At 39.7% G+C, this 16836-nt stretch carries 7 protein-coding genes; 2 read left to right on the forward strand and 5 right to left on the reverse strand.

The annotated features are described in order from the left end of the window. Positions 1-82: 82 nt before the first annotated feature. The 4 genes from V7K40_RS20140 to scyA all read right to left on the reverse strand — a co-directional run bounded on the left by V7K40_RS20140 (position 83) and on the right by scyA (position 5692). Positions 83-1363 carry a ScyD/ScyE family protein gene (locus tag V7K40_RS20140; protein WP_334962769.1) on the reverse strand — a complete coding sequence of 427 codons (1281 nt, stop codon included), beginning with the start codon at positions 1361-1363 and terminating at the stop codon, positions 83-85. A gap of 78 nt (positions 1364-1441) precedes the next feature. Continuing rightward, positions 1442-2413, reverse strand: a complete 972-nt coding sequence (gene scyC, locus V7K40_RS20145; RefSeq protein WP_334962771.1) for a scytonemin biosynthesis cyclase/decarboxylase ScyC — start codon at positions 2411-2413, stop codon at positions 1442-1444. Positions 2414-2438: 25 nt separating this feature from the next. Next, positions 2439-3500 carry a tryptophan dehydrogenase ScyB gene (gene scyB / locus V7K40_RS20150; RefSeq protein ID WP_334962772.1) on the reverse strand — a complete coding sequence of 354 codons (1062 nt, stop codon included), beginning with the start codon at positions 3498-3500 and terminating at the stop codon, positions 2439-2441. A 308-nt stretch (positions 3501-3808) separates the two neighbouring features. After that, positions 3809-5692, reverse strand: coding sequence for a scytonemin biosynthesis protein ScyA (scyA, locus tag V7K40_RS20155; protein ID WP_334962774.1), 1884 nt, complete (start codon positions 5690-5692; stop codon positions 3809-3811). A gap of 1699 nt (positions 5693-7391) precedes the next feature. Between scyA and V7K40_RS20160 the strand changes: the two genes are divergently transcribed. After that, positions 7392-9371, forward strand: a complete 1980-nt coding sequence (locus tag V7K40_RS20160; protein ID WP_334962776.1) for a scytonemin biosynthesis sensor histidine kinase — start codon at positions 7392-7394, stop codon at positions 9369-9371. Positions 9372-9512: 141 nt separating this feature from the next. Further along, positions 9513-10412 carry a response regulator transcription factor gene (locus V7K40_RS20165; RefSeq protein ID WP_334962778.1) on the forward strand — a complete coding sequence of 300 codons (900 nt, stop codon included), beginning with the start codon at positions 9513-9515 and terminating at the stop codon, positions 10410-10412. Positions 10413-10928: 516 nt separating this feature from the next. On the opposite strand, the gene V7K40_RS20170 is transcribed toward V7K40_RS20165, so the two are convergent. Next, positions 10929-16598: an alpha-2-macroglobulin gene (locus V7K40_RS20170; RefSeq protein ID WP_334962780.1), complete on the reverse strand. Its 5670-nt coding sequence runs from the start codon at positions 16596-16598 to the stop codon at positions 10929-10931. Positions 16599-16836: the final 238 nt, after the last annotated feature.

Consider the following 16836-nt stretch of genomic DNA (forward strand, 5'->3'; position numbering starts at 1 on the left):
TAAAGACAACGAATCTCAGTCTTTAAGAAACGCAGAGTAGACAATGCCCTTTTGAGAGGCACTGATATTGGTTTGAAACTTTTTACTTGAGCGCCACAACTCTATCTATGGGTGGTTGGGTAGTTCTCTTCTTGTGCAACAAACCAACGCCCAAAGCACCGATCACTAATACACCTAAAGCAGAATCAGGTTCAGGGACAGATTTGGTATTTTCAATTCTGAGAACTTGTCCAAGTCCTGGGCGATCGCCTCGATTTGTGACGTATACTGCACCATCAGAACCAATAGTCAAGGCGCTAGGTGACTCTAATCCATTGCCACTCAGAAGAGTTGTGCGTGTCCCATCAGTAGCTATTTTGATTACAGAACCATCAAAATTACCCTTCCAGGCTGACTGATTGGCGTACTGCAAAGCATACAAATTGCCCTCAGGATCAAATTCCAAGTCTGTGAGTTGTGTAAAACCATCTGCAAAGACTGTTGGCTTGCCATCAGCACCAACTCGATAGATTTTTGCCCCACCTTCTGGGAAGGGAAAACCAGTAAATTGGCTGACATAATAAGCACCATCAGGCCCTTTTGCCACACTTGAGGGTACTGCTTGAGTTGCAAACTGTGATTGCACCGCTTCACCTTGAGATGGCACCTGTGCCGGTTCGTTGGATGGGGTACCGGAGGGTGGAAAGATAGGATTAGTCAATATGTCTTGGGGAAACGCAGCAATTGCCTGTAAATTCCTCCCATCAGTGTTAACACTGAGTAAGTCGTTTGCACCTGCATCAGATGCAACTAACTTATTGCCATCGATTAGCAAACCCAAGGGATTGCTATCGACATCACCACCATCGGGATTGTTGGCGAGTTCATAGTTAGCTAAATCAGCAATAGTCGTCCAGGAATTGGTATTAAAATCGGGAGCGATGATTTTACCGAGGTCAGTGTTACCTAAATTGCGATCGCGGAAGGCTGGATTAGCCCCATACCCAATCAGAACATAAGGTTTACCTGTAGCATCAAATTTGATGTCACGAGGGCCAGCGCCTCCACTACCATCTGGTAATGCTAAAGAAGGGAGTCCTGTAAGTATCCGCTCTGTCTTACCATTCTCAATTTTGGTAACTGCACCACTTTTGCCATAACACAAAGAACCGCCTTGACCACTTGGTGGTGGAACACAAGCTCCACTTCCCCCTATTCCCGCCTCTGTAACATAGAGATTACCATCAGGGCCAAAGCTCAAACCTCCGGCATTATATAGACCATTGGCGATTACCGAAAATGATCCAGCTGAGGCAGCTTTCATTCCAGAGAAAGTGGCAACACAAAAAGTGAGAAAAGTAATAGTAAGTGGCTTCAGTTTCATGTGTTGCAATACAGCTTTGGATAAAATCGTGAGGAATTCAGGGGTAATTTTTAAACGCAGGGAATACGGAGGTTTTAATTAGTAATTAATAGTTAGTGATTCTTGAATTTTTGGCAGATAGCTCATTCCCCTATCAAATGATTGGAGATTGCCAGCTTTGGCTTCAAGCAAACGTTTGATGTTCATGCTCTCAGCGCCAAAATCTTCAATTTGAAGTTTGCCGTGGCTAACAGTCCCATCTGTTTTCCAGAATGTGATCCGATGTAGGATAAAACCAGAAGCTTCGGGATCAGCGAAAGCATAGGCGGTTGGGATGAGTAGCGCTACAGAACGCTGATAATATTCGTAGTCTGGATAAAAGTGTTCTTGTTCGATTAAGTAGTATTTACTCAAACTATGAACTCGCACAGAAACTTTTACTTTCTGGTCATATTCATCCTTGAATTCACCTGATTCAAGATTAATCTCACCATTTGGTCGCAGTAGATGCGCCCACTCATCTATGTTTTGTAAGTCTTTTAAGTATTCAATGCCGATTTCAATGGGAGCATCAACATAGATAGTGTCAGTATCAATAAAGTGCTTTCCTTTGGCTGCTGCGGTAAGACCAGTCTTGCGTTCCAAATTACCTTTTAAAGACCGACACTCGGAAGTATGTACTGTGTGAATTCCCTGCATAATCATCTGAGTCTGCCGTTTTGGATCAACAAAACTCAACCAGTGAAAATACACACCTTTTTCATCTGTCCCAGGCTCAATGTAGTCTGTAGGAAACAGTAAAACAGGGTAAACCTGAAAATATTTCTGATACTCTAACCCACAGTGCCACTCAATGCCATAAAACAGTTGGTTTTCTAGTTTTTTAACGTGATAATAGAGATTTTTGTGATAACCAGATGCACTTCCCAGCCAGGTATCTTCATCAATTTGCTCTTTCATCCGGCTATAAAGCGTCCATTCATCCAAGTTCTTTAAACTACAAAGGTAGTCAAAGGCTTTCTCTGGTGAAGTAGCAATGTAAGCTGATGTTGCAAAGGTATTTTTTTCCACTTCTCACTCCTTAAGATAATAACAATTAAGCTGCGATCGCCTTATTTTTGTTTTGTTTACCTCTGTTAATCCGCTCTTCTGCTAATCGTTTAGCAGCATCGTTGGTGGTAATTCCCTGTTGTTTAGCAATATCAAAAATTGCTAATAGCGTGTCATAAATTTTATGCACTTGTTTGATAGCTATTTCTTCGTCATAACCAATCATTTCGTTGTAAACATTGATTAGTCCTCCGGCATTAATTACATAATCAGGGCTGTAAAGAATTCCTTTTTTAGCAAGCATTTGACTATGTAATTGCTCATTCTCCAATTGATTATTAGCTGCACCAGCAATAATAGAAGCTTGTAAAAAAGGAATTGTATGACTATTAAGAATTCCTCCTAAAGCGCAAGGGGCAAAAATATCTACATCAAGAGAGTAAATTTCGGTTGGTTCTACAATAGTTGCGCCAAAAAGCCGTTTTACCTCTTCCGCTTTGACTGGATCTACATCGCTAACAAAAAGCTTTACCTCATGCTCATGTAAGTGCCGACAAAGATTTTTACCAACATTTCCTAGACCTTGGACTGCAACTTTTATTCCATCAAGTCTTTTGCTTTGCCAACGAGACTCTACAGCAGCTTTAATTCCTAGAAAAACTCCTAGTGATGTTATGGGAGCAGGCCCGCCAGACTTTTCTGATACCCCAACAACATATTTAGTTTCTTGATTGATTGTCCGGACATCATCAGGAGTAATATTGACATCTTGTCCGGTAATAAAACGTCCATTCAGGCTATTAACAAAACGTCCGTAAGCTCTCAACAGGTCATCTGTTTTATTTTGAGGATTAGCGATAATGACTGCTTTTCCGCCACCAGCCGGAATGTTAGCACACGCAGCCTTATATGTCATACCACGACTGAGACGAAGCGCATCTTTTAAAGCAGTTTCTTCGTTGACATAAGGCATGAGTCTTGTAGCTCCCATCGCTGGGCCCAAAGTCGTGTCATGGATAGCAATAATTGCCTTAATTTCTGGATTTTTACCGTGACAGAAGAGAACTTGTTCGTGACCCATTTCTCTAACAGTTTCAAATAGTAGCATTTTCACCTCTCGATATTCTTTGGAATTGGTTAGAGAAAGTAATGACCATTACAAAATATAAAGATATAGACACAAAAACACTCTCAAAGATTAAGATTGTATGAAGTAAAAAGATTTAGGTTTCAACAATCACAAATTTCAGATCCCAGTTTATAAAGGTTACTTTTTGGCTGAAATAAAGTTTTGCAGCTTCCAAATTTATCCTTTATATTTTTCTGAATGGACGAATCCAAACTGTGGTGTAAATTCCGCCTTATTCGAGTGTCTTAGTATCTCTAACACTTGAATAAAATTGCCAGCTTTCGAAATCAAATCATTGGAAATGAAACTTGTTTGACTGAATTTTTAGCAGAATTTGATTTAATTCCTTGTGCTGCCAAACTCTTATTACGTCCACCAGATGGTGCTGGTCGATCAGCGTCAATCACTACATCAATCAGAAAAGGAACTGTTGAAGCGATCGCTTGTTCTAATGCGGCTTCGATATCTGACTCTCTAACGACTACAATCGCTTCTGCTCCCATACCACGAGCAATCATGGCGAAGTTTGTTGGTGGAATTGTTGCGTCTGCACCCTTTAATCCCAAGATTTTCATCCCTTGATGACACATGTTGTAACGCGCATCGTTGAGTACTATCCAGATCGCCGGAATTTTGTGTTTCACAGCTGTGCTGATTTCGTTATTCATCAGCATTGCTCCATCGCCGACAATACCTACAGCTTTACCATTGTTCGCTAGCGCTGCACCCAACACTCCTGTGACGGCGTGACCCATTGCTCCAACTCCAGTGCTGACTCGGTAACGATTGGCTTGGGCAAATTGCAGTAGATGAGTTGACCAAGTAAAGGAGTTACCGCACTCTGCCATGACTATTGCATCGCTACCCTCAACAATGATCTTTTGAATTGCTGCCATCAATACTTCTGGTCGCACTGGATAATCTACATCTAGAAGAGGTTCAATTGCTTTGTGTTCTGGATGAGGTAGCGACATTGGGGAATGAGGAGCATCTGGCAATTGCTGCAACAACTCTTGCACAAAGGATTTGATGTCAGACCGAACCGCGAAAGTTTCAACGTGTGGATACGCCACTCCTGGCACTTCTGGGTCAATATCTACATGGACAAAACCTCCTTTTGGAACTAGCGCCGAACTCCAGAAGGAAGTTGGTTCACCAAGGCGGGTTCCTAATACGAGTGTGCGTAGTGGAAGTTGCTCTTCCATATAAGTCAAGACGGAAGCATGACCCCCTAAACCTGTGACACCCACAAATTGGGGATGATCTTCGGGGAAGATACCTTTACCACGGGGTGAACACATGACGGCTGCTCCAGTTTTTTCTGCGAGTTGGCGGATTTCGTCTGCTGCATCACGCGCACCGAAACCAACCCAGATAGCAAAGGGGCCTGATGATAATAACTCTACAGATTTAGCGATCGCTTCTTTTGAAGCAGTCATCGCAAAAGGAGAAACATCTAGTTGGGGTAAAGCTATATCCTCAACTAAACTTGTCTGCACAGCTGTGGGAATGCTCAAATGGGCGACAAATCCGCCCGGTTGCGCTAAAGCCAAAGCCAATTTGCGAAAAATCTGTGGTAATTGAGCCGCAGATTCAATAGTGATTGCATAGTTGAATAGCGCTCCTGGGGTAAAAATTCCCCCACTGGGCAAGGTGTAAGTGCTAGTTTCTTGAATAGCCCAACGTCCACGCTGCGGTGCTGAAGTGCAAGCCGACAGCAGAATCACCTTTGCACCTTCACCACGAGCCGCAAATAATCCGGTGAGGGAGTTGGTGATCCCCGGCCCTGCTGTGGTAAAAACTACAGTGGGGCGATTATTGGCAAAGTATGCTTCAGTCGCTGCAAATGCTGCTCCTGCTTCATGGCGGAAGTTCAACACCTCTATAGTGCTATTCGACAGCGCACCCCAAAGGCTTGCCATTGCACCACCGGCAACACCAAAAGCGTAGCTTACTCCCAAATTTTCCAACATCTGAGCGATCGCATCGGCAACTGAGAGCGTTGGGGCTGTTTCGTTGGCTAAAAAAGGCTGAATTCCCCCGTTATTCTCCGATCCATCAAGCTGATGCGAAATGTCAGACACAGACTCTACATATATGTTTGATGGAATTTCCTTGTATGGCTCAGTAGTGATTAGAGGAGAGTTTGAACCAGTATAGTTTTTACTCATTGGTTTTAGATAATTACAGGAAGTTACACAAAGGCTTTTTAGTTTACAATCACAGCAATAGCAATATTTAATACAAACAACTCTGTTGCTTTTACAGCTATGATCTAGCTTGGTCGATTGAAACGGTTAATTGCTGCTGATTGATGCTTGTGAGCGCACTACCAAAGATTTTTGAAAAGCATACAGCAATCAATACTGTGCTTCTTGTGATCAGAATAAAGGAGATAAAGACTGTTGTGCAATCAAAAATCTTTTGATAAAAGGTGTCAGATTTTTTGCTGTTATTGTAATGACAACAGTGCTTATTAAGTAGGTTGGCAGGGAAAAATCAAACCATGTAAAGGTATATAAACGAGCAACTAAGCTTAACTCAAGCACATCTCATTATCTTTACAAAACTTTACATAGTTACCTTTAATTGCACCAACATACTTATTTAAGCGCCTGGGCAGGTTCTTAACTTATGATAATTACTATGATTAAAACCTATTTGCAATAAAAAATCTTTTGATGAGGGTATCAATTCTTTCGCTTTTACCGTGGTTACGACATTTTCAACTTAGTCATTCTGAAAAAATGATATTCTGCGATCGCAGAAGCGGTACATTACCAAATTTACAATAGAAAATCTTTTGATCTGGTTGTCAATTCTTTTGCTTTAGGACTTAGACAACTTTTTATCCGAATTAAAACATGAGTCGATTTAGCGGTCTTTATATTGCTACCAAAAACTCTTTGGGTCAATTATTTGTAACGATAAAGACATTATTTCTTAACTTTTTATATTTTCTTTGAGAGATGATTAAGCATTCAGTATGTAATTGGTTTATAAAATGTTTTTTGTGACATATAATCCAATAATATATACTTAGTATAAGAATACAGCGTTTCTGTATGAGAAAAGAAACACCATCATATACCTAAAAATATACGTATTTTTGCGAGACAGATGTACTTCTTACGACGGATGACTAAGCATATTTTTCTATAGTTAAATTGCTGAGAGAGTAAGTTAAGATAAATTAAGAAAATAATTTGCTCAGTAAAATTTGTTTGTTTAAGGCTAGTCCAGCATTGCAAATTAATTTATGTTGAAAATCAAACGACTCTATCCTAGTAGAGCACGGCATGAAGAGTACTGAGTTAAAAGACCGCCCACAAGGGGCGGGGTATCAACCTTTTCCTGACAAAAGGAAAAGCGTTGCTCTTACCAAATATATCAATACTTAGTACTTTTTCTTGACTGGCACTCAGCAAGGATAAAAATTTCTATCCTTTAACTTTTCCCCCAGTTGAAACCCAGGTATTTTAGATTGATGAACCATTAGTTAGCTCTGGTGCAGGGCTAGTTTAAATTTAAAATATCTTTTCTACTTATAGATTAAGAGTTTTGAACTCTTATCTAATAAGGTTTATTGACTAATCTGGATTTGATTTGTCGAAGTTTTGTGTTGCTATAAAAAACTGTTAAAGTCAATAAGAAAAATTTTTAAATATTTAGTTTTTTTTTAGGAAAATTTGGTTCAAAAATTCACATTTTATTGCTATGATAAGTTTTGTTAAGTTAGTAATCTTTTTTAATTTACTAACTCCTTTTATTTTTTAACAGCCTAACAGTGCACCAAAGATTTTAGTAAGTTATGACTATTAACTCATTAATAGCTATGGTGCTGATTGATTACTAGGAGTAAGTAGAAATATGAATTCTGGCGATTATACATTAGCTAGATCAAAGACTGAATCGGCGCTACAACCAGAAGTAGAGATGAAGTTTGCTCACTTTCTAATAAATCATGCTGTAGATGCTGCCTTCTGTTTAGGAGCAAACGCGCAGTTTCTTTATGTCAACGATGCCACTTGCCTGATGACTGAGTATTCCCGTGAGGAATTACTATCCATGAGGCTGCATGATATAGATGTAGACTTTTCTTTACACAATTGGTCAGATATTATTTCACAGGGTTCCCTTACCTTTAAATCTCGCTACAGGACAAAAAGAGGTCGGATCTTTCTGGTAGAAATATCCATCAGCTATGTAAAAGACCAAAATATAGAATTTGGCTGTGCCTTTGCTCGTGAGAAAGCTGATGAAATAGTTGAACTGAGTGTGGAAAAGTGGACTAATGAATTAAAGGATGCTAAAGACAATTTGCAACAGGAATTTTCTCAACTCAAGGCAAAAGAAGTAGAACTAGAAACATCTTTATCTTTACTTCGTTCTACTCTGGAATCAACTGCCATTGGTATTGTTGCAGTTAACTTTGAGGGAGATATTCTGAGCTTGAATCAGAAATTTGTGGATATGTGGCAAATCCCGGAGTCCCTAATACTATCTAAGAAATGTCCTCGATGCAAAGCCTTTTTTGAGAACCAACTTAAAGACCCACAAGCGTTTAGTCGGATGATTTGGGAAGTGTCTAGCCAATCTGATTTCGAGAGCTACGACATTCTGGAGTTGAAAGATGGGAGAACTTTTGCCCACTACTCTAAACCTCACTTGTTGGAGGACAAAATTATTGGTAGAGTGTGGAGTATTTGGGACATTACTAAATCGAAACAGACTGAAGAAGCATTGCGGTTGAACGCAGCTAGATTTCGGACTTTAGCAGAAACGACAGATGCTAGCACTTTTCTGATTCAAGGCACGCGACTTTGCTACATAAATCCAGCAGTGGAGAAACTCACTGGCTACACAACCGAGGAACTGCTAACAGGCTTTGAACTGCGCCGACTGATTAAAAGCAAAAAACGTAGGCAGGTACGCAACCAGGCTGAAGCAGGTAACTTTGAATATCAAGAGATAAATATTTTGACAAAAAACGGCACAGAGCGCTGGCTAGCCTGCGCGGTTGCCATGCTAGATGGAGTTTTGGATTTTGGAGGAAAGCCAGTCGAACTGATTGCAGGTATCGATATTACCGATTACAAATATGCAGAATTAGGTCTTAATCAAGCTTTAGAACAAGCAAAACAACTTAGCGAACTTAGAGCGCGTTTTCTTTCTATGGTTTGCCATCAATTCCGGACTCCACTAAATATTGTTTCATTTTCTAATAGCTTACTAAAGGAAGAAGTAGACAAACGCACACAGAAGAAAATACAACCATTACTCGATCACATTCAAAAAGCCACCGAACAACTCGGCCAGATGTTGGATGATATTTTGTTCTTCTCTAAGGCAGAATCAGCAAAAATAAACTTTCAGCCAAAACCACTTGAGTTAGTTCATTTTTGTAATGATTTAGTTGCACAAATGCAGATGAGTGTTAGCCAAAATCCGATTTATTTTGTAAGTCAAGATAAGTCACTAACAGCGAGTATAGATAAAAAATTGTTAGAGCCTATATTGAAGAATTTGCTCGACAATGCAATAAAATATTCCCCCTCCAACATGGCAATTGAGTTGAAACTCTATTGCAAAAATGAAAAATTAATTTTCCAGGTAAAAGATATGGGAATCGGTATTTCAGTAGCAGATCAACAACGAATATTTGAGCCATTTTACCGTGGTAGTAATATTGATCATATACCTGGTACTGGACTAGGACTATCGATTCTTAAAACTCTTGTAGATTTACATCAGGGTCAAGTCTCTGTAGAAAGTCAAATATGTGTAGGCACTACGTTTACTGTGATGTTCCCATTAATCAACTCAGAGTTTACTAGTTCCGAGTTATGAATGTTGAAATTAAGATAGTTGTTAATTAATAACTTCACAATTATAACTCTGGGAACAAAGTAATTGTTCTCATGCCTATTTATATATTTCCCAAAGAGTCTAGTAAGCAGCTTCTGCAAAAAGTTCTACTAATAGAAAATCATGTCCGAATCGTCAAATAAAATTCTCGTCATTGAAGATGACAACGTTACCCGCAATCTTTATTTAAAGGGTCTTGAGGCTAAAGGTTTTGATACAATAGGTGCTGACAACGGTCTTGCTGGTATCCAGCAAGCGCAAAAGCGCATACCCGACTTAGTGATTTGCGATATTACGATGCCTGATATGGATGGTTATAGCGTTTTAACTACGCTACGCCAAGATCCTCTTACAGCAATTATTCCTTTCATTTTTTTAACTGGCAGTAGTACCAGAGCAGATGTTCGCAAAGCTATGGAATTGGGAGCAGACGACTATCTTAGCAAACCCTCTACACTAGACGAATTGCTCAAAGCGATCGCTACTCGCTTGGAAAAGCAAGCTACCCTCCAATACTGGTGCAATATTCAATTCCAGAAAGCTACAAAATCAGTATTTGAAGATAATACTATATCGAGTGCTGGAGGCGTTGGCGTTGGCGTTGGCGAAGCCTCTCGTAGAGAAGCCTCTCGTAGAGAAGCCTCTCGTAGAGAAGCCTTTGGTAGAGAAGCCATGATCGCTGATAAGTCAATCTTTCCATGCATTCCTGAATTAAAAGAAGTTTTCGACTTTATCGAAGCCCATTATCATCAAGGAATTACTTTGTGTGATGTGGCTCTTGCTGTTGGTTACTCATCTGCTTACTTAACTAACCGAGTAGCAAAGCGGACAGGAGAGACTGTAAACTGCTGGATTGTCAAACGCCGGATGGCGGGAGCTCGTTCTTTACTCCAAAATAATAATCAGACAGTCGAGAAGATAGCGAAAGCATTGGGCTATCAGGATGTGTCTCATTTCTCCCGCCAGTTTCGCCAACATCACGGTTTACCTCCCCAGGCTTGGCGCAAAGAACATCTTCACTAAGGGACTTCCAAATAAAAAAATAATCTATCGTTTTGGTAAGCAGGGGGAGAAGAAATCGGATAGTCGTATTGGATTACAGGAATTGAGTAATTTAATTTTTGGAAGTCACTAAACCAAAAAGTTTTTCCCAAAAAGCGAATGTAAGCATTCAGGTCAAGGGGTATTGACAAGTGTGACATCTGAGGCGGAATATCACAATTATGCGAAAAAACCTGCCTCTAAAACTGAACTACCCTGGCTCAAACTTTTGCACAGCCAGAGGAAGTTTATTATCTGACTTTTATAGCCGTACAAATACATCCTTTAAATCCAACACATGTAAGCCGATTTTGAAGCCCTCTGTTTTATAGCCTCGATAAATATCGACTAAGGTTTGCTGATAGTTTCCCTAAAAACCTGAAGTGAGCTTACGAACTTTGGCTGTTAAGCGTTCCACCCTAGCTAAGATTTTAAAGCAAGCTCGTATAGACTTGGAAAGATTTTTAGATTTGTTGTAGCCAAAGATGACATAAATAATTACTTCCCATCCTCCAATATCAATGTAGACTCAGCAGTACGCCCAAATTCTTCTGGTGCATATTGCAAGTGAACTTGGGCACCAGGCCAAGAAAACGTACCAGGAGTAACAGAACGGACTAAGTAATGCAGACTATAAACTCCTGGTTCCAGGTGGTCGGCGTAGGCGATAATGCGATCGCGGTAGATATTTCTAAAGCCAAGTTCCCAGCTATCGGCTTTTGCTTGTAATGCAGCTGTGGTAGTTTGAAAACTCGCATCCACCGCCTCAAAACCTGATGGTAGCGGATCTTTAATCACCACATGATCCACAGGATGATCAGCGATGATTTCTAAACCAATATCAAACACCTGTCCAGATGCTAAATTTAACGGTTTATCAAAAGCGTAAAGACCTGTTTTTTGTAAAACTTTCTCTTCATTTAATTTGCTTATTTCCCGTGTTACCCGTAAACCGTTAAACCTACCTGGCTGATTTCCTTGCAAGCGATAATTATAAGCAACCAGATAGTGCAAAGTCCCATTACCTGATTTTTGCAGTGTTAAATCATGACGCCCGCGAGGTAATTGATTCATTGGCACATTTAGTTTTAAGCTAGGATTTTGATAGCCATCAAAGCGATTTTCTCCTAACTTATTACCAGCTAATTGCACAGTGGCAACAAAATTAGGTGGCGTCGGTTGCAGTTGGCTATATTCTACCAAAGCTATTAATGCTTGGGCATTATTATAGTTAGTTTGCCATGTGCCATCCCGTCGCAATGCGAGAAGACTCTGGAATAACTTATCTATAACTTCGGGTTTACTCTGCTTGGCAATAAATAAGCGTAAAGCTTGTGCTTGCATTGTGGTAGATGAACTCATCCATCCCCAACTAGCTGGTAAACTTACAACTGCTGTGCTACCAGTTTCATATATATTCTGTTGTAACTTGTTCACCAGTTGTTGAGATTCGTCTTGCCATTCTGGGAATTGAGATAAGTATCGTGCTAATTTAATTTGAGTTACTACATCAAAATTATTACGCTGTTCATAAATATCTGCGAGGAAAGTATTGCGTTTTTCTCCTAGTTCTGATAAAGCGATTAAAGCATTAAGTTGCAGTTGCCTTTTACATAGTAGCTGTTTACAAAACTCGTATTGGCCAGGATTCGCCAGGACTTTTTGCAGATAAGTTTTGAGGCGAGATATCATTGCAGAATCGACTAAATTAGGGAACACCTGACTGGTAGCTAAAGATTCACCCACATAGGAAGAAACCCAAGGGTCGGATTTTTCTTGTCCAGGGAAAGCAGCAAAACCACCATCTGCTATTTGGAGTTTTTGTAATTTTTCAATTGCTTGATTTGGCTGTTGGCTAGGATTAAATTCTACAAAGGTCTGACCATATTTTTGTGTAAGATTTTGGAGATTAGCAGCAATGATTAACTGACTTGCAGCAGGTTCTGTAAATGGCAAATCATCATCTTCCAAAACCTGCTTTGCCGGTGCTTTAATTTCCGTTATCAAAGTACTCGCCAACTGAATATCTAAACCTCCCGCATCAGGGAAAATATTTTTATCAACATTCAGAGGAATCTTCACCTGTTTTTCAGTTACACCAGTTTCAACGACTTGTTCTGTAATTTCAATTGGCTTAATTTCCAAAGGTACTTCAAAAGCATCTGCGGCTGTACCATTTAGTTGAGTGGTAAAGCGAACTTTAGCAACTCCCACACTATCTGCCACCATCGGAAAGCGATAAGCATGAGTTGCGGATTCAGCTTTGGTTTGCAAAGCAGTAGCTGTGGGGTTTTTGTCAGCAAACTTCACATTAGTGCTAAGTTCGCCATTTATTGAAAGATTTCCTGGATTCCCAGTGTTGTTAGTTACGGATAAACCAGCAAGGATGCGATCGCCTGGACGGGCAAATTGTGGCAAAATGGCATTAGTTAGCAGTGGCTTTGTGGTGATAAACGTCGCGTCCCCATTCCCGAAACGGAGATTTCCATCGGTGGCGACAACCATCACTCGCCATGTAGTTAAATCATCCGGTAATTTAAAGGTTATCTGTGCATTACCATTAGCATCGGTGAGGACAGAACCATTGTAGTAAGCTAAGGCTTGAAAATCTGTGCGAGTGCGAGTATTCGCTGCACCAGTCGAGAAACCACCGCCATAACCCCAACCTTTGGGTTTAGCTACATCTTGTGGTTGTAAAATTACATCTGGTCGATTATCGCTAAAGCGAGTAGATATTGGCTGTTCTGCATAAACTGTATCCACCAAATTTGGTACACGATAACCAGAAAGTTGTAGCACCGCCTCATTCACCACCATGACTGTAAACTGTCCTTTGGTGGGATTGCCTTGATTATCCTTCAGTTCTAGCTGTACTGTTTCCTCTGCACCAGGTTCTAATGATGCTTGCACTGGCTTAACTTGCAGCTTTAAATACTTATCTTCTAAGTTAACTTTAAAAGGTGTAAAACCAATCTTCACCAAGTTATCTAAACTTCCTGGTTCCACTTGGTTGAGAGGTTTACCTTGCCTTACTAATACAGCTTCGATGGCTGCATTTGGCAGCATTTCTGGGGTAACTTGAAACTGAATTTGTGGTGCGCCTCCCTTAACCTTGGTAATCTGCTGATAAAGGGGTTTGTCTTTAATTACAGCAAAGTATAATTCTGCATCTGGATAGGGAGATTGAATTAGTGCAGTAGCAGTTTCACCTGGTTTGAACTCTTTTTTATCTAATTTAACTTCTAAAGCATCTTGTTCTCTAGAACCCCAAAATACTGGATTTCTCCCAGTTGCCCAAATTTGTAAATCTGTGGCACTTAATTCGCTTTTAGCATCATTAAAATTGGTTATAATCCGGTATGAACCAGATTCTGGTGCTGTTAAATTTACTGATTGTGGACTGCTACTAGATGTCATTTCTATTTGTCCGACTGTCTTATATTCGACTTGATTTTTTGGTGTTTGGCTACCTTCCACTAACTGCGTGACACTACTGTATTTAATCTGTTGTAATTCCAGACGCACCCGTTGACCTGTTATCGGTTTTCCTGTAGGGTCAGTAACAACCACTTCAATTGGAAAAGCCTTACCAGCATCAGTGATAAAATTGCTTTTTAACCCGATAAGGCGATTACTTGGTAAGGCTGTAAAAGTTTTGGAATTCGCTACAGACAGATTAGAAACATCTGCAACTTGCACATCCACCTGGTAAGTCATCGGATATGGTAAATCCTTAGCCACTGTTACCGTTTGGCTGGTTGTACCATTAGCATCTAATTGGGTATTAGTTTGTAACACATCACTAGATATTGTAGGAGTTTCCTCAGGCCATAACCATTGCCTACCAAAAGTAAATTCGTCCCACCCTTTAGGGATAAAATTAGCCTGCTGGCGAGTAATAAAGTATTTTGCTTCTCCACCTTCTACAGGCGCACCAAATAAATAATTACTTTTAGCATTAATATTAACTTTCTCGTCAATGAAAGCAAATTCTTTATCTAAGTTGAGTTCGACTTTAAAGTTGGGTGGCTTAAACTCAGCTACCCGAAATTCTCCAGAAATTTCTTGCCCGTTTTTCCCTTTCGCTTGGATTGTATGGTAGCCTAAGCGCTGAGTAGTCTTAATTGGCAACTCTAGAGAAAACGTGCCGAATTTATTTGTAGTTTGCGTACCTAAATTGGTCTTTTGTCCATCAGGATTTACCAAAGTTAATTGGTAAACAGCATTTTTATCTTGCTGGATTGTGCCATTTTGTAAGTAGTCTGCAAACCCAGTTAACCAAGCTTTTTCACCTGGTTGATACAACTGTCTATCTGAGAAGATTACCCCGCGTGATTCTGGCTTACTAGCTTGCCAACCTGCATCAATGCCATATCCATAAACGCCGCTATATTCTTCAGTTCTGACAAATGCCCAATCTTGATTTTCATGGGCAATTACTAATAATTGTGGTGATTTACTAGAGGTTTCATTCCCAGAATAACATTGCTGCAATCCTTCACGGACAATTCTAAAAGTTCCATTTTCATCAGTTTTACCAGTTGCACAAGGTAAAGGTTCGGGACGAGATTTTGCCTGTAATTTTGATTGATAAATTTCAACAGCGCTATTTTTAACTGGTGAACCATCTGTAAGATGATTGACGCGAATTAAGCCTGACTCAGGAAACCACTGAGTAAATATGCCCAAATTCGTCAATTCAACTAAGCCATAAGTTATCGGTTCTCGCCACAGTTCCTTACCATTCTCCTGATATTTATTAGTCCGGGCTTGCACTCCGTAAGCTAACATTCCCGTAGTAGCACTTATTTTTTCCCGGAGAGGAACAGCAATATCAACTGATTGATTTTTCTTACCTGATACCTTAAAGCTTTGCCAATTAGAGGGTTGTGGTAATAAATCATTACTATTATTAAAATAGACTAAATCTGTTGGTTTAACTACTCGATAAGCTGCTTGATACTTAGATTCTGGGAGATTTCCGGTACTAATATTTAGCTGTAAATCTTTACCTGTGGGGAAAATATTCAAATCTGATGCCACCCAGATATCCCCAGCTAAATCTCCAGTATCATATTTTAATGTGACAGGTTTACCCAAAGTTTGCCCAAACTTATCTTTGAGATTAGCACCTATAGTAATTGTATAAGTCTTGGCAGGTTCTAGCGCATAAGGATTGATACCGATAATTTTATCTTCATCGTTTACTTGCAGAATTCTCGAAATGGCTTTTGGGGCTGGATTAATGGTAATATTTTCTTTAGCTGAATCTGCTAATAAGACATTATTAAATTCTAGCTGCGGACTGCCTTTAAGAAATCTTCCAAAAGTTCCACCTGCATCTGGCTGTCCGTAAAAGTTAATTTTCTGAAATGCCAAAGGCGAATAAGTTGCTAACTTAGTGGCAAATTCTTTCTCTGTAGGGAGATTGCCATAAGCAGGACGTATTCCTGGAGCAAATACCAGGCGATAACGGGTTGCTTTTTCGAGATTTTGCTGTGGAATGAGATTATAAATCCAATTACGCGCTAAAGGGTCAAATTTTTCTAAAGGGTCTTCATTTTCTTCTTTTAATGGTTTTTCTTCTTTATTTAATTCAACTTTAAAACCTGTACCTTTATTTTTTCCTTCAGGAATTAACTGTAAATGTTCTTGTACAGAAGCTAAATCTAATTCTACATTTGAAGTAAACTGTAACTTTTGTTGTAAATCAATTGGTTCAACATCAGCTTTCTCAATGGGATTGACACCGGGTAAATTACTCAGGTTGATAGATTCGGTATTGAAAGTCCAAGGTAAATCTTTGTCTAAGCGATGATTTTTTAAATCAGCTAAACCTGCTTTGAGAGTGACTTGAAATCTTGTCGCTATTGGCAATGCTTTATCAGCTTGAAAACTTACCATCCGCGGTGTTAAAAAGCGAAATTGACCAGGTAAAGGCGGCGAAAGGGCAAATTTTTGTAATAATCTTTGCTGTTCTGGGCTATCAAGACTTTCAACTGGTATTAAAGCTTCTTTAAAACGGATGCGGATTTGGTTAAGAGATTTTGCATCCCCAATGGGACTAATTTGTTCAATCCAGTCTGGTAATTTCGGCGGTGTAAGTGGGGAAACTGTTGGTAGTTGTTCTTTACTTGAGTTGATACCAAAAAAATTACACCCTGCCATCCCTAGTATAAATGTAAAAATAAGAAGAAACTGTATTGTTCTCTTCCGGCTCCAATAATAGCTAAGTTTTTTTAACAAACCGTCAAAGACGCCAAGGACGCGATAAGTAATCTTATGGTGGAAACGCAGTAGAACTCTGATAATCATCTTTTTAGTAATTCAAAATTAAAAATTCACAAATTATGGCCAACAAAAGTTTGCACTCCCTCATTAAGTGAGCAATGCCAACACTAATAAA

Origin of the sequence: Nostoc sp. (assembly GCF_036917195.1) — a bacterium.
Taxonomy (GTDB): domain Bacteria; phylum Cyanobacteriota; class Cyanobacteriia; order Cyanobacteriales; family Nostocaceae; genus Nostoc.